The sequence below is a fragment of the Glutamicibacter halophytocola genome (assembly GCF_001302565.1).
GTDB classification, from domain to species: Bacteria; Actinomycetota; Actinomycetes; order Actinomycetales; family Micrococcaceae; genus Glutamicibacter; species Glutamicibacter halophytocola.
On the sequence record NZ_CP012750.1, the window covers coordinates 3,766,479 to 3,790,763 of the forward strand.

The following is a 24,285-nucleotide window of genomic DNA, read 5'->3' on the forward strand; positions in this document are numbered from 1 at the left end:
CAGGCCGGCGAGCTCAGCTCGCCTGCGCCGGGCCAATCAGCCAGCTGGCTTGGTGGGTGGCGGCCGGTTCCAGCCGGATCACGCCTTCACCGGAGTTGAAGGCCCCCGGCGGGCAGGTCATGGGCTCGACGGCCAGGCCGGTGCGGTTCAGGGCCGGATCATCGCCGTCGGCGGTGTGCACTTGCACCCAGCCGCAGGTGCCATCCCAGATGATCTGCGAGCCCACGCCGTGCTCATCGGTGAGAACCGCCCTGGCCAGCTTCTCGCCGTCGAATTCCAGGGCGGTGTAGGCATGGTCGATGAAGGTGGTGCCCAGCGTCCGCGGGGTGCGGAAATCAAGTTCGGTGCCGGCCACCGCGACAACCTCCGTGGGCAGCAGGCGCTGGCCCTCGGTGAGCTGGACCTCGTGCGCCGGCAGGCTCAGCGTCCAGGCATCGGCCTTTCCGCCAGGGGCCACCAGGTAGGCGTGCGATCCCCAGCCGAAAGGCGCCGCTTCGGCCCCGAGGTTGGTGGCGGTGGCGGTGGTGCGCAGCCCTTGCGGCTCCAGCTGGTAGCTGATCACCAGCTGCACCTCGAAGGGGTAGCCCTCGCTCGGGGTGATGATGGTGCGGAACTCCGCGAAATCATCGCCGTGCTGGACCAGGGTGAAATCGGTGTCGACCACCAGCCCGTGCAGGGCGTGCCCCCGGGCCGGTTCGGTGATCGGCAGCTGGCGCTGCACCCCTTCCCAGGTGTAGCGTCCATCGCGCACGCGGTTGGGCCAGGGAGCGAGGATCGCCCCGGAGAAGACCGGGCGGGGCTGCTGCGGGTCAAAGGCCCGGACCAGCGGCCGGCCCTGGTGCTCCAGGCTGACCAGGGTGGCGCCAACGCTGGCTAATTCTGCGCTGAAGCCATGGGCGGCCAGGGCCACCACCTGGCCATTGGCGCTGGTCAGCTGGGGTTCGCTCATGCTGGGCATGGTTCCTCTTTCTGTGCTGGTCCGGATTTGGAGCTCATGGCACACGCTGGGCCCTCCCGCACACCGGTGCGGAAGGGCCCAGCCATGCACTGCGCGGGGCTCGGCCTAGTTGCCGGCGCCTGCGCGTCGCTTGTTGTAGATGTCGAAGGCCACTGCCAGCAGCAGCACGATGCCCTTGACGATCTGCTGGGTGGAAGCGCCCACGCCCATCAGCTGCATGCCGTTGGAGAGCACCGCCATGACCAGGCCACCGACGATGGCTCCGGTCACCCGGCCAACGCCACCGGTGGTCGAGGCGCCGCCGATGAAGCAGGCCGCGATGGCATCCAGCTCGAACATGTTGCCGGCACCGGGCTGGGCGCCGTTGGAACGCGAGGAGAAGACCACGCCGGCGATACCCGAAAGCAGGCCCATGTTGATGAAGATCCACAGGTTGATCTTCTTGACGTTCACGCCCGAGAGCTTGGCTGCCGACAGGTTGCCGCCGATGGCGTAGACGTGGCGGCCGAAGACCGTGCGGGTGGTCAGCACGTGGTAGCCCAGGATCAGAACGGCCAGGATGATCAGCACGATCGGCATGCCGCGGCTGGTGGCGATCTGCCAGAAGAACCAGAGGATGATGATGGCCGAGAGGACGTTCTTGCCCAGGAACATGGCCAGGGATTCGACGCTCTGCCCGTACTTCACGCGGCCCTGGCGGGTGCGCCACTGCGAGTAGATCAGTCCGGCCACGGCGATTGCGCCGATGACCAGGGTGAAGGTGTCAAAACCGTAGCCGCCGAGCAGGCCGTTGAGGAATCCGCCGGCAATCTGGCCGTATTCGCCAGGGAATGGGGAGAGTGAAACGTTGTTCAGCACTTCGTAGGTCAAGCCGCGGAAGAGCAGCATGCCCGCCAGGGTCACGATGAAGGCCGGGATGCCCACATACGCCACCCAGAAGCCCTGCCACAGGCCGCACAGCGCGCCGACGGCGATGCCGGCAAGCATGCCGGCCCACCAGGGCATGTCGTGCTTGATGATCAGCACCGCGGAGACGGCGCCGGTCAAGGCGACCAGCGAGCCGACGGACAGATCGATGTGGCCGGCGACGATCACGATGATCATTCCCAGGGCCAGCACCAGCACGTAGGAGTACTGCAGGACGATGTTGGTGATATTGGTCGGGCTGAGCAGCAGCCCATTGGTCAGGATGGCAAACAGCACCACGATGAGCACAAAGGCAATGTAAATGCCCGAGGTGCGCAGGTTCTTGGTGAAGATATCCTTCAGCTCGCTTGTGATGGTCATCGGGTGCTTTCCTTCTCGATGGTCATGAGTTCCATGAGGCGTTCCTGGTTGGCTTCGTGCCGTGGCAGTTCACCGGTCAGCCGGCCGTAGGCCAGCGTGTAGATGCGGTCGCAGATGCCCAGCAGCTCGGGCAGCTCGGAGGAGATCACCAGCACTGCCTTGCCGGCCGCGGCCAGCTCGTTGATGATGGTGTAGATCTCGTATTTGGCGCCGACGTCGATGCCGCGGGTGGGCTCGTCGAGGATCAGCAGCTCGGGTGCGGTGTGCAGCCATTTGCCCAGCACCACCTTCTGCTGGTTGCCGCCCGAGAGGTTGCCGACCTTGGCCATGACGTTGGGGGTCTTGATGCGCATGGACTTGCGGTAGTGCTCGGCGATCTGGATTTCGCGGTTGGAGTTGACGAACCCGTTGGAGGAGATCTTCCCCAAGCCGGCCGCGGTGGTGTTCACCCGGATATCCTCGATGAGGTTCAGCCCGAACTTCTTGCGGTCCTCGGAGACGTAGGCGATGCCGGCCTTGATGGCTTTGCCCACGGTGGAGGTATCCACTTCCTTGCCGTCCATCAGCACGCTGCCGGTGATATTCCGGCCGTAGCTGTGGCCGAAGACGCTCATCGCCAGCTCGGTGCGCCCGGCGCCCATGAGCCCTGCGATGCCGACAATTTCTCCGGCGCGCACATTCAGCGAGGCGTGATCCACCACGGTGCGCTCCTGCTGCACCGGGTGCTGCACCGACCAGTCGCGCACCTCGAAGACCACATCGCCGATCTTCGGCTCGCGTTCGGGGTAGCGCGAGGACAGCTCGCGGCCGACCATGCCGCGGATGATGCGGTTCTGGTTGGAGGCCGGGTCGGCCATGTCCAGCGCTTCGATGGACTGGCCATCGCGGATGATGGTGGTGGTATTGGCGATGTCCTCGATTTCGCCGAGCTTGTGCGAAATGATGATCGAGGTGATGCCCTGCTCGCGCAATCCGCGCAGCAGGTTCAGCAGGTGCTCGGAGTCATCGTCGTTCAGTGCCGCGGTGGGTTCGTCCAGGATCAGCAGCTTCACGTTCTTGCTCAGCGCCTTGGCGATTTCCACCAGCTGCTGCTTGCCGACGCCCAGCTGGCCTACCGGGGTGACCGGAAGTTCATCCAGGCCGACGCGGGAGAGCAGTTCGGCGGCACGGTGGTTGGTTTCGTTCCAGTCGATGAAGCCGCCGCGGGCGGTCTCATTGCCAAGGAAGATGTTCTCGGCCACCGACAGGTAGGGCACCAAGGCCAGTTCCTGATGGATGATCACGATGCCCTGGGCTTCGGAATCCTTGATATTCGAGGCTTTGAGTTCCTCGCCTTCGAAAATGATCTGGCCCTCGTAGCTGCCGTGCGGGTAGACCCCGGAGAGCACCTTCATGAGGGTGGATTTGCCGGCGCCGTTTTCGCCGCAGATGGCGTGGATTTCGCCCTTGCGAACCGAAAGGTTGACGCCGTCCAGCGCCTTGACCCCGGGGAAAGTCTTGGTGATCTCCTGCATTTGCAGGATGGTGGTGTCCATAGTGCAGACGTCCTTGGTGTGTGCTGAGAGCGACCTGCCCGCGGCCGGCCGCAACATCGTGATGCTGCGGCCGGCGCTGGGTGCGGGAAGCTACTTGCTGCGGCCGGCCTTTACTTCTTCTGCCGTGTAGTACTCGGAGTCAACGAGCAGGGACTTGATGTTGTCCTTGACCACGATGTCCGAATCCAGCAGGAAGGATGGGACGACCTTCTTGCCGTTGTCGTAGGTCTCGGTGTCGTTGGCTTCCGGCTCGCCGCCGCCGGCGTAGGCCTTGACGGCTTCAACGGCCTGGGTGGCCAGCTTGCGGGTGTCCTTGAAGATGGTGGAGTACTGGACCCCGTCATCAATCAGCTTCACCGAGGCGATTTCGGCGTCCTGCCCGGTGACAACCGGCAGGCCTGCCTTCATCGACTTGCCGTAGCCGGCGTTGGACAGGGCGGTGATCACGCCGCGGGAGATGCCGTCAAATGGCGAGAGGATGCCATCGATCTTGGTCTTGCCGCCGGCATAGTGGGCGGTAATCAGATCTTCCATGCGCGACTGGGCTTCTTCCTGGCTCCAGCGCAGGGTGGCTGCCTGCTCGATGTCGGTCTGGCCGGACTTCACCACGAGGGTCTTGTCATCCAGGAATGGCTTGAGCGTGTCCATGGCGCCCTTCCAGAAGAAGTGCGCGTTGTTGTCATCGATGGAACCGGCGAAGAGCTCGATGTTCAGCGGGCCCTTCTTGTCGGTCTTCTTGCCATCCGCATCCAGCAAGCCAAGGCCGGTCAGCAGCGAGGTGGCCTGCTGCACGCCGACGTTGTAGTTGTCGAAGGTGACATAGAAGTCGACGTTCTCGGTACCGTTGATCAGGCGGTCGTAGGAGATGATCGGGATTCCTGCATCCGCCGCGGCCTGCAGCTGGGTCGACAGCGCGGTGCCGTCAATCGAGGCCACCACCAGGATGTCGTCGCCCTTGGTGATCATCTGGTCGATCTGCTGCTGCTGGGTGGGGATGTCGTCATTGGCGAACTGCAAGTCGACGCTGTAGCCAACTTCTTCCAGCTGCTTCTTGACGGCAGCGCCATCAGCGATCCAGCGTTCCGAGGTTTCGGTAGGCATTGCCACGCCAACCTGGATGTCCTCCGGTGCCTTTGATTCGCCGTCGCCGGCGCCTGCACCGCCACCTGCGCCGCTGCCGCCACAGGCTGCCATTGCGGTAACCAGCGCGAGGGAACCAACAGTCGCCGCAGCCTTGCGGGTCCAGTTATTCCATGCCATCTTTTCCTCCTTGAAAATGTGCCCCACTCTGCGAGTGAGACGGGGCTCACACCATGTTAGCGCTAACAACATCGGTTGCGCCACCCCTAATTGAAGATAAATTAAGATTCCTTACTCATTGCGCTGGCGGAGCCCCGTCAGCGGGCTCCGCCAGCGCAAAAAACCGCGGGAAAACGGCCGAGAGCTAAAAACCCTGAGCCAAACGGTAGTAGCTCTGGTTCACGCGGATCTGCTGGGCAAAGTTCCGGCGAGTGGTTTCCTCATCGATGACCAGCAGTTCGGTCCCGGCGATTTCGGCGAAGATCTCAAAGGCTTCGATGCCCGCGGCGGTGGACATCACCGTGTGGTGCGCCCCGCCAGCAGCAAGCCAGGATTCGGCCGACACGTTGAAGTTCGGGCGCGGGCTCCACACGGCGCGGGCCACCGGCAGGTTCGGCAGATCGGCCGGCGGGACGACCACGTCAACCACGTTGGCGGTCAGGCGGAAACGCTCGCGCATATCGGCCATGGACACCACGACGGCACCGTCGGTGGCGTCGGCGTTGAAGACCATGCGCACCGGATCTTCGCGGCCGCCAATGCCCAGCGGGTGGATTTCCACGCGTGGCTTGGCGGTGGTCAGCGAAGGGCAGACCTCGAGCATATGCGCGCCGAGGATCAGCTCCTTGCCCTCGGTCAGGTCATAGGTGTAGTCCTCCATCAAGGAGGCGCCGCCTGGCAGCCCTTGGCCCATGACCTTGGCCGCGCGCACCAGCACCGCGGTCTTCCAGTCGCCTTCCGCTCCAAAGCCGTAGCCCTTGCCCATCAGGCGCTGCACGGCCAGACCTGGCAGCTGGCGCAGCCCGCCAAGATCCTCGAAATTGGTGGTGAAGGCCATGGCATTGGCCTCGCGCAGGAAGGTTTCCAGCGCGATTTCCTGGCGGGCCGCGTAGCGCAGCGACTCGTGGCGGGCGCCGGAAGCGCGCAGTTCTTCCACGACGTCGTAATCGCGCTCGTACTCGGCCACCAGGGCGTCGATATCGGTCTCGGCTACAGCTTCCACCGCCTCGACCAGGTCATTGACCGCCCAGGTGTTCACCGAGACGCCGAAGCGGATCTCGGCCTCGGTCTTGTCCCCCTCGGTCACGGCAACATTGCGCATGTTGTCGCCGAAGCGGACCAGGTTCAGGTTCTGCACGGCGTTGAAGCCGGCGGCCCCGCGGATCCAGATGCCCACGCGGCGGGCTACCGCCGGGTTGGATACGTGGCCCACCACGGTGGTGCGCGATGCCCCCAATCGGGTGGCCAGGTAGGCGTATTCGCGGTCGCCGTGCGCGGCCTGGTTCAGGTTCATGAAATCGAAGTCGATGGAATCCCACGGCAGTTCAACGTTGGCCTGAGTATGCAGGTGCAGCAGCGGCTTTTGCAGGGCCTTCAGTCCGTTGATCCACATCTTGGCCGGGCTGAACGTGTGCATCCAGGTGATGACGCCCAGGACGTTGTCATCCGAATTCGCCTCTAGCATCGCGCGGCGGATGGAGTCGGAGTCCTTGAGCACCGGCTTCCACACGATTCTTGCCGGGACCTCGGTGGAGGCGTCCAATGCCTGCGCCACCTCGGTGGATTGCTGGGCCACCTGGCGCAGGGTCTGCTCGCCGTAGAGGTCCTGGCTTCCGGTGAAGAACCAGATTTCCTTGTCGTTATATGCCTTGGCCATGATGTCCTTACTGTCCGTAAACGTTCTGGTAGCGCTCGTAGAGCGAGTCGATCTTTGCGGGGTCGATTGGCTGCGGGTCCCCGAGCTGCTGGGCGATATGCACGGTGCGGGCCACTTCCTCGCACATCACCGCCGCCTTGACGGCGGCACGCGCATCCTTGCCGATGGTGAAGGGGCCGTGGCTGGCCATGAGCACCGCGGGGCTGCGCGAGCCGCGCAGCGTGGAGACAATTCCGCGGCCGATGGAGTCATCGCCGATGATCGCGAAGGGGCCCACGGGGATGGGGCCGCCAAACTCGTCGGCCATCATGGTCAGCACGCAGGGAATTTCTTCGCCGCGGGCCGCCCATGCGGTGGCATAGGTGGAGTGGGTGTGGACCACGCCGCCAACTTCTGGCATGTGCTCGTAGGTGTAGGCGTGGGCCGCGGTATCCGAGGAGGGCGCGTGCCCGCCGTCCAGCAGCTGCCCATCGAGGGTGCACACCACCATGGATTCTGCGGTCAGGTCATCATAGGAGACCCCGGAAGGCTTGATCACGAAGAGGTCGGCGCTGCCGTCGGCCACCTCGGGGTGGCGCACCCGCTGGGAGACGTTGCCGGCGGTCCAGACCACCAGTTCATAGCGCGGAAGTTCCGCATGCAGGTCGGCGACAACTTGGCGCACCCGCTGGATCTCTTCGCGCATCGTCTGCGGGTAGCTGTCCAGGGTTCGTTGTTGATTCATCGGTTTCTCTTTTCGTCCAATGCTGCGTGGTGCCTAGATGGCGGTAATTGCGGTGCGCTGGATGGCCAGGCCGGCTTCGTAGGTTTTCAGGTAGGCCTCGAATCCTGCACGGTCTTCCTCCACTGGCTCGGCCAGGCTCAGTTCGGCACCGGCGAAGACCTCGGAGTCCAGGAATTCGGGCAGTGCGGCCTGCAGGCCTTCGAGCACCCGCTGGCGGTAGGCCGCCAAGACTGCGATGCCCCACGCTCCCCCGTGCCCGGCGCTGTCGCCGACGAGAATCGGGGTGTTGATCGCCGCGGCCAGCAGCCGCTGGGCGACCCCTGCGGTGCGGAAGATGCCGCCATGGGCAAACATTTGCTTGACCTCAACGCCTTCGGCGGCCAGCACCCGGAGCCCGAGGCTCAGGGTGGCGAACATGGCATAGACCTGCACTCGCATGAGATTGGGCAGATCCAGGCTGGATCCGGGAGTGCGCAGGATCGCTGGGCGTCCTTCAGCCAAATTCGCCACCGGTTCCCCGGAGAGGTTGTTGTAGGCCAGCAATCCGCCGCCGTCGGCCGCGCCTTCCAAGGCCGAGCGCAACAGGGTCTCGAAGACCGCGTTGCCATCGGCCTTGCTTCCCAGCGCCTGGGCGAACTGCCCGAAGACCTGGGCCCAGGCGGCAAATTCGCTGGCCCCGTTATTGCAGTGGACCATGGCCACCGGATGGCCATCCGGCGTGGTGACAACATCGATTTCGTGGTGCACTTCGGCCAGCGGCGCGTCAAGGACCACCATGGCAAAAATGGACGTGCCAGCGGAAATGTTTCCGGTGCGCTGGGCCACCGAATTGGTGGCAACCATGCCGGTTCCGGCATCCCCTTCCGGGGGGCATAGCGGGCTGCCGGCTTGCAGTTGGCCGGTGGGATCAAGCAGCAATGCGCCTGCTTCGGTGAGCGTGCCGGCGTCGGCTCCGGCAGGCAGCGCAGCGGGCAGCAACGAGGCCAGTTCGGCGGTGGCGCCGTGTTGCGCTGCCAGCGCATCGAAGGCCGAGAGCATCGAAGCGTCGTAGCTGCCAGTCGCCGGGTCAACGGGGAACATTCCGGCCGCGTCGCCGACGCCGAGCACAAATTTGCCACAGAGCAACTCGTGGACAAACCCGGCCAGGGTGTTCAGCCGAGCCACTGCAGGCACATGCTCTTCGCCATTGAGCAAAGCTTGGAAGTAATGCGCCACGGACCAGCGCTGCGGGATATTGAAGTGCAGCTCTTCGCTGAGCAATGCCGCCGCTTCGGCGGTGGAGGTGTTGCGCCAGGTCCGGAACGGAACGAGCAGTTCGCCGTCGGCGTCGAAGGCCAGGTAGCCGTGCATCATCGCGGAAATCCCGATGGCGCCAAGCCGTGTTGGGCGCACTCCATGGCGTTCCTGGGCGTCTGCAAGCACCTGCGCCATGCAGTCCTGCAGACCGGCGATGATGGCTTCGCGGGAGTAGGTCCAGTTCTTGTCCTGGTATTGGTTTTCCCAGGCGTGGCTGCCGCTGGCAAGCTGCTGGTGATCGGGTCCGATCAGGCTGGCTTTGATATTCGTTGAACCGAATTCGATGCCCAGCACGGCCTGGCCGTTGCTGATGACCTCGCGGGCGGCTGTCCCGTTGAGCTGTGCTGCCATGAATTCTCCGTTCGCACAGCTCGGTGAGCAGCGCCTCTGCCATCGTTGCCTGCTCCACTCGCCAAAAATGCGCGGGCAGAACAAAACCTCGATGCAATGTTAGCGCTAACAATTTGTGATGCGCAACACCGGATCCCAGATTCGGGAAATGAAGAGCTGGCCTAGCGGGGCTTTGGCGGTGCGGTGCTCGCACGGATTACCAGCGTTGGGGCAATCACCTTCGGAGCTTTGTCCGCCATGGCGCCTTCCAGCAATTCCGTCAGCGCCGCATGGCCCACATCGCGGAACGGCTGGCGCACGGTAGTCAGGGACGGGATGAGGAAGTTCGAGATTTGCAGGTCGTCAAACCCGACCACCGAAACATCATTGGGCACTTCGAGCCCGGCTTCCCAGAAGGCTCGCAGAACGCCGGTGGCCAGGTAGTCATTGGCGGCGAATACTGCCGTAACTTCGCCAGCTCGCACCGAATCGACCAATCGCTTGCCCGCCTCGTAGCCACTGGGCGCCAGCCAGGATTCGGCGGGCACCTCGATGACCGGAGCTTTGGCTTCCAGCATTTTTTCTTGCCAGCCAATCTGGCGTTCGGTCGCATCGAACCAGCCGCTCGGACCGGAAATGTGGGCGATCTTTCGGTGACCCAAGGCCAGAAGATGGCCGGTGGCCATTCGCGCGCCTTCGCGCTGGTCGATGTACACGTAATGCGCCGGATCCGCGGCGGGCACCTGGGTGCGCGCGGCCACGACCACCACCGGAATTGTCAGCGCAGCATCATCCAGCGCGTCGATCACCTTTTCGAAAGGCGCAACCATCACCACGCCATCAACACCCTGGTCCACCAGATGGCTGAGCGCTTCGCTCGCGCTGTGCGCGTCATAGCGGTCCAGCGCGGTGACAGTCACGAAGTATCCCTGTGCGCGGGCAGCGGCCTCGATGGCCAGCACGGTGGATTGGGGCCCGAAAAATTCGCTGCCAACGGTGAGAATGCCAATGGTGCTGGAATGCGATGTGGCCAGTGCACGCGCGGCTCGATTGCGGCGATAGCCGAGCTGGCGAATGGCTTCCATCACCTGATCGCGGGTTCCCTCCCGGACATTTGGATGGTCGTTGAGCACGCGGGAGACCGTCTGATGGGACACCCCTGCCATGGCCGCCACATCCGCCATCGACGGGGGTCGGTTTCCTGGGCGCCCTTCACCGGGCTGAGCAATGTTCACAACGGTCATTATTGCAAAGATCGCTGACCGCACACGCAAGAACTCGCATCTCCGCCCTCGCACCACCGGAAGGTCGCAAAGATCTGGATCCTGGCGACCCTTTAACGATTATCCGTGTCTCGCTTCAGCATGCCGCGATTAGAAACTACGCAAAATCCACTGTCCCAGTATCGCAAAATCCTCATGAATCGCACGTAAGAGTAATTATTAACTTAAATGACTGATTTTATAGGTTGTATTGAAATCATCAGGTTGACATGAGCATATACACGCAAGAACAGTCAATAAAAAGCGATAAATTTACTTCAAAATTTCTATCGTACGCCAAGAGCTTGATACGGGATCGCAGCTGATCCAACACTCCGCGAACATTTTAAGAAAGTCATAGCTGGATGTCTGGGGGTTCATCCAGCAACGTTCACGGTATGGGGCACCTCGGAAGCAGCTTTCTCGAGTTGGGACAAAGAGATCAAACTTATTGGTTCGCCGAATCGGCGTCCTTGCCTTAGTCACTTGCATCCGCGGCATTCCGTGCCCGATAAGCATCAGGGGTGGTGTGCTTCTAACGCTGGGCGATTGTCGCAGACTTGGCCTGGAAAATTGCTCCGCTAGAAACAGCTTCTTCGATTACTTCCAGCGTCCGCCCCCGAGTTTCTGGAACCTGGGTAGCCACAAAGTACAGGGCCACCGCTCCAACGCCGGCAAAGATTAAGAAAGAGCCAGTGATTCCAACGCCTGAGACCAATGAAGGGAAGAACAATGTCAGTACACCGTTGGTTCCCCATCCAAAGAACACCGAGATACCGATACCCAAGCCGCGCATGTGCAAGGGGAAAATTTCAGCTAACCAAACCCAGACAGCAACACTCAAGAATGTCTGCATCGAGGCCACAAAAGCCACTACCAAAATCAGGATGACAATAGGGCGCAGCGCACTTCCTACCGGCAACAGCAGGCTGGCGAAGGCCACGAACAAATGGCAAGTGGTGGTCAATGACAGACCGATCATAAATGTTGTTCGGCGATCAAGCCGGTCCATATTGCGCAAAGCAATCACGCCGCCAATCACAGCAACTACGCCAAAAGCGATGTTGGCCAAGACCGCCTGCTGCGTTGTCATTCCAGCCTCTTCAAGTACTCGCGTTCCGTAGTACATGATTGAGTTAATCCCGGTGAGCTGCTGCATGGTCGCCACGCCGATGCCAACGCCAACAATGCGCAATAACCACTTGTTAGCCAACACCGCTTTGATGCCTACGGGCGTGTTCTTCCGTTGTTCTCTATCGGTGACAGCCTGGATTTGGCGGGCCTCGGCGAGCGCCCGTCCAGGTGACCGCACGGTCTTCAGCACATCAAGGGCCTTGTCGTAGTCGCCCTTCTCCACGAGCCAGCGAGGAGATTCGGGCATGCGCAGCATCCCGAAGAACAGAGCCAGGGCTGGCAACGCACAAATGGAGAACATGATGCGCCAGACACCGTCCATGCTTTCACCAAGCCAGGTGTCTAGAACCGCGTTTATCACGAAGGCGGCTAGTTGGCCTGAAACAATGGCTAACTCGTTGCGGCCGGTGATGGAGCCACGTATCTCGTACGGCGCCATCTCAGCCAGGTAAACGGGAGCCACGGTGGATGCACCACCCACGGCCAGCCCGAGCATGATTCTTCCAGCGATCAGAACGCTGAACCCTGTTGGAGAGAACGTCCCCGCTTCGGGGCTCGAGGGAGAGAACACTACCAACAGGGTTCCGACAAAGAACAGCACGGCCAGCGAAATGATGGTTTTGCGTCTGCCCCATGAATCAGCGATTTGTCCCGCAACGAGCGCACCAACCGCTGCGGCAAAAACCAAAGAACTGATCACGACGCCAACTTGCAAGAGATTCAGCCCCAGCTCCATTGCCATCGGGCCTTCAGCACCATTTGCAACACCGGTGTCGTATCCAAAGAGCAGGCCGCCAAAGCAGGCGATAGTAGAGATCAAGCCAAGTCGTTTAGAGTGCGGTCCAGTGGTCAGGGACGGCAGGATCGAGTCGGCAGCAAGATTCCGCGCGTTGGGCATAGATACTCCTCTGGTCTACCGGTAAAAAGCTCTTTGGCCCGGAGCCGTGGCTAATTCCCCTGCGCACCGCTCGCTTTCACTCGGTGCAGCACGGTCGGGACAGAGTGGCCATTTGTGCCTGAACGCCAAATTCCACGTTATTCGTCATGGACTTGATGTTCTCTCGGCGGCCGGTTGCACCGCCTTGCCCACCTAATAGTTTCATCCAATGCGCGCTCATCCAAGCTCGCTGCCCCGTCTCCTTGGAGTCCTGTTCAACAGCGCTTTCTGTGATTCCAAAAAATTGCGCCCATCCCCGCAAAAATTGGACATCAACGCCTATCTTTCCAGTGGGATATGGGCCTATGATTTCTAATAGTCTTTGTACTGACAACTGTACATATGAACTTGATTTCAGCCCTGCCAAAGCCAAGGAGGACCCGTGGCAAAACTCTCCATGAATGTCACAACAAGTTTTTACGGAAACGTGGCAACCGACATTGCTGCTGCCCGGTCGGCAGGATTCGGCGGCATCGAACTGCAAAGCCCGAAACTCTATCGCTATCTTGACGCCGGCTACTCGGTGCACACACTTCCAGAAATGCTCACCGGGCTTGAAGTCACAGGCATCGGCGCGGTCCTCGACCTCGAACGCCAGGGCACAGCTCGCGATCAGATGCTCCGCGAAGTCCAGCGGATGGCCGAAATCGCCACAGTGGTCGGCGCACCGATCCTGCAAATGTGCACTGGGCCGGTGGACTGGAACGTGGTCAAGGATTTCAAGGCCGGACGCCTTGCCGATTCCGATGGCCGCTACCGCGGAACCCTTGGTCTTCCAGAGTCGGAGGCACTTGCCGTTGCGGCAGACAACGTCGGTGCTGCAGCCGATATCGCCGCTGATCACGGGTTGGAGATCTACCTGGAGCCCCTGGCATGGTCCAACATCAACCGTTGCCGCCAGGCCCTGGAAATCATTGAACGCTGCGGCCGCGAGAACGTCGGAATCGCCTTGGACACCTGGCATTTTTGGACTGTCGGCGACACCTTGGAGGAGGTCGCCGCGCTGCCCAAGGAAATCATCAAGGCCGCGCATATTTCCGACGGCCTGGATCTGGACCGCGAACGTGATGTTCCCGCCCAAGACGTGCACCGCAATGTCGTGATCGGCGGTGGCGCCATTCCATTGCAGCAGTGGGTGGATGCCATCAAGTCCACCGGCTACGACGGCTGGTGGGTGTCCGAGATGTTCTCCGACCGCGCCAATGAACACGACTTCCACAAGGTTGCCAGCACCATGCGCAACCTTCTGGACATCATGATTTCCTAGCTGCCAACTACTTCGTACGGATCCCAAAATGCAAAAATTTGCCTTGATCGGCGCTGGCTTCATTGGCTCAGTGCACGCACACAACCTGGCTTCGCACCCAGACGTTGACTTCAAGCTGGTCTACGATATCGACCTCCAGCGCGCCACCACGCTGGCCGCACAACATGGCGCCACAGCGGCAGCATCACTAGATCAGATCTTCGAGAACAATGACCTTGATGCGGTTTTCATCGCCTCATCCACCGATTCCCACGCGCAGAACCTCCGTCATGCGGCCGACGCAGGCCTGGCAGCATTGGTTGAAAAGCCAATCGACCTGGACCTGGAAACCGCCAAATCAACGGTAGCCTACGTGGAACGCGCTGGAATCAAGGCCATGGTGAACTTCAATCGGCGCTTTGATCGCGCCCACGCAGAGCTGAAAGAGCTCGTGCACACCGGAAGAATCGGAGATGTCGCGCTGCTCCAGCTCACCTCGCGCGGGCCAGCGCTGCCGCCGGTGGACTACCTGAAAAGCTCTGGCGGCCAATTCCGCGACCAGGCCGTCCATTTTTATGATTTGGCCCGCTGGATCACCGGACAGGATCCGGTGAAGATCCATGCCTACGGCTCGGCCTTGGCGGCTCCCGAGATCGCAGAGTTCGGGGACGTGGATACCTCGATCAGCTCGCTGCTCTTTCCCGATGGGTCGCTGGCGCAAATCGATTGCGTGCGCCACACCAATTACGGCTACGACGAACGCATCGAGGCACTGGGGTCGGAGGGCATGGCCGAATCCGAGCGGCAGCGTTCGGGCCATGTCACCCTGCTCCAAGGACAGCAAGCGCAGTCCCACGGCCTGCACGGAAACTGGTTCGACAGGGTCCAGCCAACGTACGCTGCGAGCCTGGGCGCCTTTGTCCAGGCCCTGGAGGACGATCGCGAAGTGCCCATTACTCTTCGCGAAGGACTCAAATCCCAGGCCATCGCCCAAGCTGCGGTTCGCTCCGCAGCTTCGGGACGCAGCGAAACGATCGACTACTCGCTCTAGGTGCCGCAACAGCCAAATGGCCCGGCCCCTTTCACCATGGTGAAAGGGGCCGGGCCATTTGGGCATTGATTGCATCAGGCTGCTAGTTGGGGGCTGCGCCTGCCTCGGCTTCAGCCAGTTCCTCGGCGTGCCCGCCAAGTTGTTCGAGCTCGTGAGCCAGCTCGGCCAATTCGGCGCCACCGGCCATCTGGGCGGTCAGCTCCTCGACGGTGATTTCCGACTTGGAATAGTACCCGATGGAGCGTCCGCGCTTGAGCAGCAGGAACGAGTCGCCCACCGGATATGCGTGGTGGGGGTTGTGCGTAATGAAGATGACGCCCAGCCCGCGATCGCGCGCCTGCAGGATGTAGCGGAGCACCACGCCCGACTGCTTGACGCCCAAGGCGGCCGTTGGCTCATCGAGGATCAGGACCTTGGCACCGAAATACACTGCACGGGCGATGGCAACACACTGGCGTTCACCACCTGAGAGCTGGCCAATCGGCTGTTCCACGTCGCGCAGGTCGATCCCCATGTCGGAGAGCTCCTGCTTGGTGATGTCCTTCATCTTCTGCACATCAAGCTTCTTGAATGGACCCGCACCGGTGGTGAGCTCCGAGCCAAGGAAGAAGTTGCGCCAGATCGGCATTAGCGGAACTACGGCCAGATCCTGGTACACCGCGGCGATGCCGGCATCCAGTGCGATGCGCGGGCTCTTGAGCTTGATGGCAGAGCCATGCAGGTTGAACTCGCCCTCGTCATGCTGGTGCAGTCCGGCGATGATCTTGATCAGCGTGGACTTTCCGGCACCGTTGTCACCGAGCACGCAGGTCACCTTACCCGGGTCAACCACCATGTCCACACCGCGCAGGGCGATGATGCTGCCATAGTGCTTGCCGACGCCCTTGAGGGTCAGCAGGTTGTCGCTGGTTTTGGGCTCGAGCTTTTCGAGCAGCTCTTCGGCCTTCTTGTTCTGTCGATTTTTCATGATCATGTCCTTGGCTTCCTACTTGCTGGATTCCGCGCGCTTTTTCACCACGATGTTCACGACCGTGGCCAGCAGCAGCATCAGACCCAGGAAGAACTTGAACCAGTCCGGGTTCCAATCGGCGTAGACGATGCCCTTATTGGCCATGCCGAAGATGAAGGCGCCGATGGCACCACCGATGGCTGAACCGTAGCCACCGGTGAGCAGGCAGCCGCCGATCACCGCGGCAATGATGTAGAGGAATTCGTTGCCGATGCCTTCACCTGACTGCACTGCGTCGAAGGCGAACAGGTTGTGCATGCCCAAGACCCAGCCGCAGAAGCCGACGGCCATGAACAGGCCAATCTTGGTGCGGACTACCGGTACACCGACGGCACGAGCGGCCTTTTCATCGCCGCCGATGGCGAAGATCCAGTTGCCGACTTTGGTGCGGAGCAAGATCCACGAGGCCACGATGACCAGCGCGATCCAGATGAAGACAGTCACCTTCACATCGATTCCGGCAATACTCACCGACGAAGCGAAGACTGCCTTGGCACTCTGGAAACCGTCCATGTCCGCAATGGAAGGAGAGGAGACCGAGCCGCCGATGGCTCGGGTCAGGCCCAAGTTCAGGCCGGTAAGCATCAGGAAGCTGGCCAGAGTCACGATGAAGGATGGCAGCTTGGTCTTGATCAGGATGATTCCGTTGATGAATCCGATCAGCAACGATACGACCAGCGCCAAGACGACACCGACCCAGACATTCATGCCGAAATACCAGGAAATCAGCGAGGCGCTCAGGGCCGAGGAGATCACCGCGACACCGGTGGACAGGTCGAATTCGCCACCGATCATCAGCAATGACACGCCCACTGCCATGATTCCGATGGTTGACGCGCCATACAGGACGGTGGCCAGGGAAGCCGGGGACAAGAAGACCGGGGCGACGATGGCAAAGAAGACGAACAGTGCCACGGCGCCTACCAGGGCGCCGATCTCCGGGCGGCCCAGGAGAATGGATAGCGTGCTTTTCTTGCCGACTCGCTCGTCTTGCTCAGCGGCGCTTTTCTTATGCGAGGGTGAGGCTGTTAGTGATGACATGAGTTTTCCTCCGTGTCCAAGATGCGTGCCTGCAGGTTGCAGCAACCTGCAGGACACGCGCTGGGGACGTGGCTAGCGGACGCCTTCTTCGGCGAAACTGGTGATTTTCTCTGCCACGGCCTTATCGACGATGGCAGGGCCGGTCAACGTTGCCTGTCCGCCGCCAATCGTGAATCCGCCACGGTAGTTCTGCCACAGGGCATCAACCGCCATGTAGCCCTGCAACCATGGTTGCTGGTCCACGGTGAACAGCACGTTGCCCTTGGTGATTTCCTGGACAAGCTGCGCGTTCATGTCGAAGGATGCGACTTCAACCTTCGAATTGGCCGTTGCCTTGGCTTTGAGCAAGGTCATGGTGAAAGGAGCGCCCAAGCCGATGATGGCATCAGCCTGCTTGTCGGATTGGAGCTTGGCAGTGGCAGTGGATTCAACCTGCGTCATATCTGTGCCTTGGACGTAGAGCACCTCGGTGCCTGGGATAACCTTCTTCACGCCGGCGCATCGGGCTTCAAGGCCAACGTGTCCTTGTTCCTGGATCACGCAGATAGGCTTCTTGAGACCGGCTTCCTTGAGCTTTTCACCGGCCGCTTCGCCGGCGAGCTGCTCATTGGATCCGAAGTGGGCGAAGACGCCAAGGTCCTTGAACCGGTCTTCGCCAGCGTTCAGGCTGACGATGGGAATCCCGGCGTCGGTGGCCTTTTTCAGCGCGCCCTTCATGGCATCCGGCTTGGCCAGGGTTACTGCAATGCCGTCGACTCCCTGGTCAATCGCCTGTTCGATGAGCTGGGACTGGCGTCCGCCATCGGGGTCGCTGAGGTACTGAAGTTCAACATTGTCCTTGGCAGCTGCCTCTTCGGCTCCCTTGCGGATGATGTCCCAGAAAGTATCTCCGGGTGCGGCGTGGGTAATGACTGCAACTTTGATGCGTTCGGTGGTTGCTACGGAGCCACCGCCACCGTTGGCCTCAGGTTCTGGTGCCCGACCTCCACCGGACGAGCAGGCCGCCAAGCCCAGAGCCGGGACGATGGCCAGTGTTATTGCGAGTTTGCGCCAAGTTGGCTTTCCCATTATTTTTCCCCTTCAGGAATCCGCCGGCACACCCCGATACTCCCCAGGAGCGAGCCGAATGATCTAGTTATCGTGACCTGAATCACAAGATGTCTAAAGTGTGCGTCACGGAAAGCAATCCGTCAAGACTTTGTAAAGACATAAGGATGTGAAGACGAGGCGTCGGATTCTCATAAAAGGTGGAAGCTCCACCGAACCCTCATTGGGATCGCGGGGGCGCTTCGGATGATGCGCGCACGATGAGGCGTGGCAAAATCTTTATTTGACGTGCGAATTTTCCTTCTGGATTGCGCATTAAATGAAGCAGGAGCCGCGCGCTTCCGCGGCCCAGATCCTGGGAATCAGAGTCGACACTGGTCAACGAGATCCTACCCAAAGATGACAAGGAAATATTGTCGTAACCCGTCACCGCAGCGCTGGCGCCGGCCTCGTCCAGGGCCTGCATCGCGCCGAAGGCGCACAGGTCGTTGAAGCAGGCCAGCGCTTGGGGCCGCTTCCCGGAAGCCAGCAATTGAGCCACGGCCTCATATCCAGCTTGAAGGCTTGGGCCAGCTTCCACCACCTGCACCTGCTCGCGCAGGCCGTGCCGCTGCATGGCCCGGTGGTAGGCGGCTTCACGCAGTGCGGCCACTGGACCAGAACCACCTGATATATGGGTAATTTGCGCATTGCCGCCACTGACCAGGTGGTCGATCACCAAACCAAACCCCTGCTCGTCATCAATGGACGCTACTGCCGTATTCGCTTGCGGCTCACGCCCGCTGCCAACGAATACCGCGGGGGTCTCACCCAGCGCGGATTCAAAGCTGGCCGCGTCATCAGCTGAGCCCACGACCAGGATCCCGCTGACCCGCAGATCACGCAGGGCTTGCAGCTCCGCCGTCCCAATGCCCTGTCCATCATGGATGGCCGCGGCACTGAACAGCACGTCGAACCCTGCCGCTTGCAGCTGCTCTCGCACCACTTCGGCAACTTCGAGGACCCACGGATTGTGCAGTTCGCCCAAGACCACGCCAATCGCGTGGCGGTTCTCCGCCACCAAGGATCGGGCCGCCAAGTTGGGCTGGTAGCCGAGCTCGCGGATTGAATCCTCGACCCGCGAACGCCGCAGCGAACTGACCTTGCTGGGATCCGAGAGCACCAAGGACACGAGGGACTTGGAGACCCCTGCGCGCTTGGCGACATCGCGGATAGTGGGGCGGCGATTTGGCATCGGCAACATGGCAGTCAGTATTGCATCTTCTGGCCCTGGGCTGGCTTGCCTGTTTGCTGCCAGTCTCCGGTGGCCGCGGATTTTTCGGCGGCTTCAACGAGGGCGGCAGCGGCCACCGCGTCAGCGATGGTGGAGTTGGTTTTCTCGCCCCCGCAAAGGGCCAGCAAGAATTTTTTGGCTTCGATGATTTTAAGGTCGTCGAAACCCATAGCATTGCCCGGCCCGGGCTGGAAGCGTGAATACTCCCCATGCCCTGGTGAGCCAATCACCGTGGTGAACCCCTGCTCTTCGTTGTTCCGGCCAAGGACGACTTCGAGTTCGTTCAGGCGCTCGTAATCCCACTTGACCGAGCCTTCGGTGCCATAGATTTCCAGGCGATAGCCGCATTGCGGGCCGATGGCTACGCGCGAAGCCTCGATGGTTCCGATGGCGCGCTGGGCAAGGCCCTCCGGGCTGAACCGAACCAGTGCAGCAGCATAGTCCTCGTTCTCCACCTCGCCCATTTCACCGCCTTCAATCAAATCAAAATGCGTTCCCTGGCCCATGGACAGCTTGGGCCTGGCGGGAATCATGACATTGGTTGCAGCGCTGATGCTCTGAATAGAACCCACCACGTGGCTGCACAGGTCTACGGCATGGCTGAACAGGTCGGCAAGCACGCCACTGCCCGCAAGTTCCCGATTGAAGCGCCAGGATAGCGCCGCCCGCGGATCAGCAGCATAGCCAGCGAGGAAACTGGCACGCACGTTGGTGATTTCTCCCAGCCGGCCATCGCCAACCAGTTGCCGAGCTCGTTCTATGGCTGGCGCATGGCGGTAGTTGAATCCAACAGAGGTCTCGACCCCGTTGCGGGCCACGGCCTGCTCGATGGACTGCGTTTCTGCCAGGCTGCGGCCGGCAGGCTTTTCGATCCAGAAGTGCTTTCCGGCTTCAGCTGCGGCAATCGCCATCTCGGCGTGCAGGAAGTTGGGCGCGCAGATGGAGACGACATCAACCTCAGGATCCGCAAGGACTTCGTGGTAGTCCAGGGTCCCGCGCTCAAAGCCCAGGGTGGAAATGGCGTAGTCCACCCGGGACTGCTCGGTATCCGCGGCGACAACCAGTCGCGGCTTGATTCCCAGCTCCGGATAAACGTAGGGCACGGAACTATACGCGCGGGCATGCAGCTTGCCCATCCAACCCACTGAAATCAGCCCAACTCCAACGGTGCGCTGTTGATTCATGATGCTCTCCCTGTCTGCGGCGATGCGGGCCGCGTACCCTTATTGGCTCTCCGGATCCCCAAATGTTGGACCGTTCCAAAAAACCCTATGCGCCTCCCGGACCAGCAGGCAATGAATTTTGAGCGATTTTTTGTTAGGACAATTGGACAAGGTGACGTTTCCGTCCAAACCCCCTAGTAAAACAGGGATTATCAGCTACATCGGTACGGCTTCACGCGGGCCAGCCAGCGACGCCCGCAGCGGCCAACTGCTCTAGATCACGCTGATTTCCGCCCAGGGGATGCCCAAAGCGTCAACTTTCCTATATAGTTTGTCCTGTCAAAGCGACATATGACTACGAAGTCGCCGGCAAGGAGCAATTGTGAGCACACCACTGAGCATCAAGATCGACAGATCTTCACCGATCCCCCTCTACCACCAGGTAGTGCAGGGCATCGAAGGCGCCATCCGCGACGGTTCACTCGCTTCGGGCACCCGGCTGGAAAACGAAATCGAGCTGGCCCAGCGACTGCGGCTATCCCGCCCCACCATCCGCAAGGCCATGGATGATCTCGTCCAGTCAGGACTCTTGGTGCGCAAGCGCGGAGTGGGTACGCAGGTCGTATCCAGCCAAATCCGCCGGCACCTCGAGCTCTCCAGCCTGAACGACGACCTTGAGCGTGCCGGGAAGAAGCCCTCCACTACGCTGCTCAGCTTCGAGCACATTCCAGCTCCGTCGGAAATCCAGGAACTTCTCTCGCTGCCCAAGGGCGTTTCGGTCTACCACTTCACCCGTCTGCGTTCTGCCGGCGGCAGCCCGCTGGCGCTGATGGAGAACTGGGTGCGCGACGATATTGTCGAGCTCGATGAAAAGTCCTTGCGCACCCATGGCCTCTATGAGCTCTTGCGCGACGCGGGCGTCAATTTCCGGCTCGCCCAGCAGCGCATCGGTGCAACCATCGCCGATGACGACCAGGCGCACGCTCTTGATACCAGCGCGGGTTCGGCCCTGGTCACCATGCAGCGCACCGCTGTCGATGACACCGGTCGCAATGTTGAGACGGGGTCTCACGTCTACCGCGCTGACGCATACAGCTTTGAAATGACCTTGGTGCAACGCTAGGCACCTGGCACCGCCATCGAAAGGACTGACCGATGACCGATTGGATCTACCCTGCTGGTTCCGCCGCTGACGGAGACTGGAGCGTCTCGCTTGGCGCCCATGATTCCGCCACCGCTGTCGACGGCTGGGCCCATACCGGACTCAAGGTGGCCGAACTGGCTCCCGGACAAGCGATCCAATTGGATGCCGCCAGCGAGGAGCGGATCGTCATTCCGCTGGGCGGAGAGTCGTTCACCGTCAGCATCGGCGGCGACGATTACCTGCTCACCGGCCGCGATTCGGTCTTTTCCGGTCCTGCAGATGTCCTCTACTCGGGCATCAATACAGCGCTGAGCATCAGCGCTGAGCAGGGGGGCCGCGTGGCCATCGCACTGGCGCCGGCGAAGCAGTCCTACCCCACCCGCCTGATCAAGGCCGAAGAGACGCCGGTGGAGCTGCGCGGAGCCGGCAACTGCTCCCGCCAGGTCCACAATTTCGGCACCCCGGCGGCGCTGGAGGCGGACCGATTCATCGTCTGTGAAGTGATCACCCCGGCCGGCAACTGGTCTTCCTACCCTCCGCACAAGCATGATGAGGAGAAAGAAGGCGAGACCAGCCTCGAGGAAATCTACTACTTCGAAACCCAGCTGGCCCGGGATATGCCGGCCCCCGAGGCCACCGATCCCATTGGCTACGCCCGCGTCTACGCCTCGGATGAGCGCCCCATCGATGTCAACGCCGAAGTTCGCACCGGCGATGTCGTCCTGGTTCCCTACGGCTGGCATGGTCCGGCCATGGCGGCGCCAGGCTATGACCTCTACTACCTGAATGTGATGGCTGGCCCTGGGCGAGTGCGCGATTGGCTGATCAGCGATGACCCGCACCACGGCTGGATCCGCCAGACCTGGGATGCGCAGAGCATGGATCCGCGCTTGCCCTTTGGGCCGTTGGCCTAGTCCACGATGGCACAAAGCGAAGCGGTGGCAACAGGAATTCCTGTTGCCACCGCTTCGCTTTACCGGTTTCAGCCCGCTATCTGGGCCAGTGGTTCGAAGGCGTCGGCAAAGGCCGCGATGGCGCCCTCAGAATCCGCGCTGGCATAGGCTTCCATGCCAACAGGACCCGAGTATCCGAGCTGGGCCAGCGTCTGGGCTACCGCGCGATAGTTGATCTCGCCGGTTCCCGGCTCGCAGCGACCCGGAACGTCGGCCACCTGGATTTCACCGATATGCGGCAGCGCTGCACGCACCAGCTCAATCAGGTTCCCCTCGCCGATTTGGGCATGGTAGAGATCGAGCATCATTTTCACGTTGGGGTGATCCACGGCCTTGACCAGGGCCAGCGTGTCCTTCGCCCGGCCCAGCGGGATGCCCGGGTGGTCAAGAATCGTATTCAGGTTCTCCAGCATGAACGTGACCTCGTGCTCTTCGCCGAGGCGCCCCAGTTCTTCCAAGGTCCTTGCGGCGGTCAGCCACATGTCTCCGGTGGCCCTGAAGCGCGGGGTGGCGGCCTGCCCGTCAATGAGCTGGGCCGGGTGCACTACCAGGCGGCTGATGCCCAGCTGCTTGGCGGCGGGAATCAGTTCCCTGGCCGTGCGCACTACTTCATGCGCGCTGTCTGCATCGCACAGGCTGCCTTCGCTGTAGCCGGTCATGGAGCCGAAGCGCGCGCCCGTGGCCGCGAGTGCCGAAAGGTCCTTGTCCCGGATGTCCCATAGCTCGATTTCGAATCCGGCCTGGTCCAGCCTCTTGACTCGATCGATCAGCGGAAGATCCAGGAAGACCATCTCCGCGCAGACCGCTAGCTGCGCGCTCATGCGTTGACCGCGAGTCGAGTTGCCGACTGAAGCTTGACCGGGAGGCCGGTTTCGGAGGATTCCAGGGCGGCCAGTGCCACGCGCAGGGCTGCCCGCGCATCGGCACCGGTCGGCACAGCCAACGCCGCGTCGGCGGTGCCTTCGCGAACGCCGCGGATCTTGCGGGTGAAGATCGAAAGCTGATCGCGGTAGGCCTGGGCGAACAGTTCGATGTTCAGGCGTTCGGTCGGCGCATGTGCCCCCTGCGCGTCGAAGCTGGAAGCTGCCAGCTGCACCGGGTTGCCGGCCTGAACCATGCCGGAAGATCCAAAGAATTCTCCGCGCACGTCGTAGCCGTAGCTGGCCGAGAAGTTCGCCTCGGCCACCGCGATAGCCCCGTTGGAGTAGCGCAGGGTGACCACCGCGGTATCCAGGAGTCCGGTTTTCTTGTGCTCGGGAGCCACCAAGGCATCGGACATGGCGTAGACCTCGGTTACCTCGGCCTCGGAATTCAGCCAGTTCAGGGTGTCGAAGTCATGAATCAGGGTTTCGGTGAAGATGACATGGGAGCGAACCTTGTCGCCGTTGGGCAGTCCGCCTTCGACCTGCGGGTCGCGGGTCAGCGAGCGCATGAGCTGCGGTGTTCCAATAGCGCCGGAAGCAATCTGTTCGGACACCAACGCGAAGTCCTTGGCGAAGCGGCGGTTGAAGCCGATCTGCAGCAGTACCCCTGCATCTTCAACAGCCTGCAGCGCCTGGTCGAGGTCTGCCAGCGCGTGCGCCGCTGGCTTCTCGCAGAAGATGTGCTTGCCTGCGGCGGCAGCCTGGGCGATCAGGCCCGCGTGGAAGGCCGAAGGGGCGCCAATGACCACGGCGTCCACGGTGTCGTCCGCGAAGACATCGGCAATGTCTTCGGTGTAGCTGGTGCATCCAAGTTCAGCGGCCAGCTCTGCAGCACGCCCTGGTGCCGGATCAGCAACCACATGAAGTACTGCATCGGGCAGGTATTGGGCGACGGTGCGTGCATGGAATGCGCCGATCCACCCGGTGCCGATGACAGCAATGCGCAATGGCTGCGTGGTGGTTTCCGGCAATGCCTGGTAAGCCATGGAGTCTCTCCTAGAACGTTCTAGATTTGG

20 protein-coding genes are annotated in these 24,285 nt (G+C 61.5%); 4 read left to right on the top strand and 16 right to left on the bottom strand.

Features of this window, described 5'->3' with window-relative positions; translation table 11 throughout:
- Positions 1-13: 13 nt before the first annotated feature.
- The 9 genes from AOZ07_RS17325 to AOZ07_RS17365 form a co-directional block, all read right to left on the bottom strand.
- Entirely contained in the window at positions 14-949 is a 936-nt protein-coding gene (locus AOZ07_RS17325) for an aldose 1-epimerase family protein (RefSeq protein WP_060703122.1), read from the bottom strand.
- A 114-nt stretch (positions 950-1,063) separates the two neighbouring features.
- Positions 1,064-2,245: a multiple monosaccharide ABC transporter permease gene (mmsB, locus tag AOZ07_RS17330; protein WP_060703123.1), complete on the bottom strand. Its 1,182-nt coding sequence runs from the start codon at positions 2,243-2,245 to the stop codon at positions 1,064-1,066.
- Positions 2,242-3,780: a multiple monosaccharide ABC transporter ATP-binding protein gene (gene mmsA / locus AOZ07_RS17335; RefSeq protein WP_060703124.1), complete on the bottom strand. Its 1,539-nt coding sequence runs from the start codon at positions 3,778-3,780 to the stop codon at positions 2,242-2,244. The genes mmsB and mmsA overlap by 4 nt, the downstream gene beginning before the upstream one ends.
- A 90-nt stretch (positions 3,781-3,870) precedes the next feature.
- Positions 3,871-5,040: a multiple monosaccharide ABC transporter substrate-binding protein gene (gene chvE, locus AOZ07_RS17340; protein ID WP_060703125.1), complete on the bottom strand. Its 1,170-nt coding sequence runs from the start codon at positions 5,038-5,040 to the stop codon at positions 3,871-3,873.
- 184 nt (positions 5,041-5,224) lie between these two features.
- Positions 5,225-6,736: an L-arabinose isomerase gene (gene araA / locus AOZ07_RS17345; protein WP_060703126.1), complete on the bottom strand. Its 1,512-nt coding sequence runs from the start codon at positions 6,734-6,736 to the stop codon at positions 5,225-5,227.
- A 7-nt stretch (positions 6,737-6,743) separates the two neighbouring features.
- Positions 6,744-7,460 (bottom strand): L-ribulose-5-phosphate 4-epimerase, encoded by a 717-nt coding sequence (locus AOZ07_RS17350; RefSeq protein ID WP_084793333.1) that lies wholly within the window; start codon positions 7,458-7,460, stop codon positions 6,744-6,746.
- 33 nt (positions 7,461-7,493) lie between these two features.
- Positions 7,494-9,107: a xylulokinase gene (locus AOZ07_RS17355; RefSeq protein ID WP_060703128.1), complete on the bottom strand. Its 1,614-nt coding sequence runs from the start codon at positions 9,105-9,107 to the stop codon at positions 7,494-7,496.
- Between the two features lie 161 nt (positions 9,108-9,268).
- Positions 9,269-10,330: a LacI family DNA-binding transcriptional regulator gene (locus AOZ07_RS17360; RefSeq protein WP_075972533.1), complete on the bottom strand. Its 1,062-nt coding sequence runs from the start codon at positions 10,328-10,330 to the stop codon at positions 9,269-9,271.
- 553 nt (positions 10,331-10,883) lie between these two features.
- Positions 10,884-12,380, bottom strand: a complete 1,497-nt coding sequence (locus tag AOZ07_RS17365; RefSeq protein WP_060703130.1) for a sugar porter family MFS transporter — start codon at positions 12,378-12,380, stop codon at positions 10,884-10,886.
- A gap of 421 nt (positions 12,381-12,801) precedes the next feature.
- Between AOZ07_RS17365 and AOZ07_RS17370 the strand changes: the two genes are divergently transcribed.
- Positions 12,802-13,686 (top strand): sugar phosphate isomerase/epimerase family protein, encoded by an 885-nt coding sequence (locus tag AOZ07_RS17370; protein ID WP_236995220.1) that lies wholly within the window; start codon positions 12,802-12,804, stop codon positions 13,684-13,686.
- Positions 13,687-13,714: 28 nt separating this feature from the next.
- Complete coding sequence (locus AOZ07_RS17375; RefSeq protein ID WP_060703132.1) at positions 13,715-14,716, top strand: Gfo/Idh/MocA family protein; 1,002 nt, start codon at positions 13,715-13,717, stop codon at positions 14,714-14,716.
- Between the two features lie 82 nt (positions 14,717-14,798).
- Here AOZ07_RS17375 and AOZ07_RS17380 read toward each other — a convergent pair whose 3' ends face one another.
- The 5 genes from AOZ07_RS17380 to AOZ07_RS17400 all read right to left on the bottom strand — a co-directional run bounded on the left by AOZ07_RS17380 (position 14,799) and on the right by AOZ07_RS17400 (position 20,270).
- Entirely contained in the window at positions 14,799-15,683 is an 885-nt protein-coding gene (locus AOZ07_RS17380; protein WP_060703552.1) for an ATP-binding cassette domain-containing protein, read from the bottom strand.
- 18 nt (positions 15,684-15,701) lie between these two features.
- Positions 15,702-16,766 carry an ABC transporter permease gene (locus AOZ07_RS17385; protein WP_060703133.1) on the bottom strand — a complete coding sequence of 355 codons (1,065 nt, stop codon included), beginning with the start codon at positions 16,764-16,766 and terminating at the stop codon, positions 15,702-15,704.
- Positions 16,767-16,838: 72 nt separating this feature from the next.
- The gene (locus AOZ07_RS17390) at positions 16,839-17,834 is read right to left on the bottom strand and encodes a substrate-binding domain-containing protein (protein WP_060703134.1); all 996 of its coding nucleotides are present in this window, start codon (positions 17,832-17,834) and stop codon (positions 16,839-16,841) included.
- 199 nt (positions 17,835-18,033) lie between these two features.
- Entirely contained in the window at positions 18,034-19,056 is a 1,023-nt protein-coding gene (locus AOZ07_RS17395; RefSeq protein ID WP_060703135.1) for a LacI family DNA-binding transcriptional regulator, read from the bottom strand.
- 5 nt (positions 19,057-19,061) lie between these two features.
- Complete coding sequence (locus AOZ07_RS17400; RefSeq protein ID WP_060703136.1) at positions 19,062-20,270, bottom strand: Gfo/Idh/MocA family protein; 1,209 nt, start codon at positions 20,268-20,270, stop codon at positions 19,062-19,064.
- Between the two features lie 361 nt (positions 20,271-20,631).
- On the opposite strand from AOZ07_RS17400, the gene AOZ07_RS17405 reads away from it, so the two are divergent.
- Together AOZ07_RS17405 and iolB are read left to right on the top strand one after the other, a co-directional pair.
- Complete coding sequence (locus tag AOZ07_RS17405; protein ID WP_060703137.1) at positions 20,632-21,372, top strand: GntR family transcriptional regulator; 741 nt, start codon at positions 20,632-20,634, stop codon at positions 21,370-21,372.
- Between the two features lie 32 nt (positions 21,373-21,404).
- A complete protein-coding gene (gene iolB, locus AOZ07_RS17410; RefSeq protein WP_060703138.1) occupies positions 21,405-22,307 on the top strand; it encodes a 5-deoxy-glucuronate isomerase in 903 nt (300 codons plus the stop codon).
- A 68-nt stretch (positions 22,308-22,375) separates the two neighbouring features.
- Here iolB and AOZ07_RS17415 read toward each other — a convergent pair whose 3' ends face one another.
- Together AOZ07_RS17415 and AOZ07_RS17420 are read right to left on the bottom strand one after the other, a co-directional pair.
- A complete protein-coding gene (locus AOZ07_RS17415; protein ID WP_060703139.1) occupies positions 22,376-23,167 on the bottom strand; it encodes a TIM barrel protein in 792 nt (263 codons plus the stop codon).
- On the bottom strand, positions 23,164-24,255 hold the full coding sequence (locus AOZ07_RS17420; RefSeq protein ID WP_060703140.1) for a Gfo/Idh/MocA family oxidoreductase: 1,092 nt from the start codon (positions 24,253-24,255) through the stop codon (positions 23,164-23,166). The genes AOZ07_RS17415 and AOZ07_RS17420 overlap by 4 nt, the downstream gene beginning before the upstream one ends.
- Between the last annotated feature and the right edge of the window lie 30 nt (positions 24,256-24,285).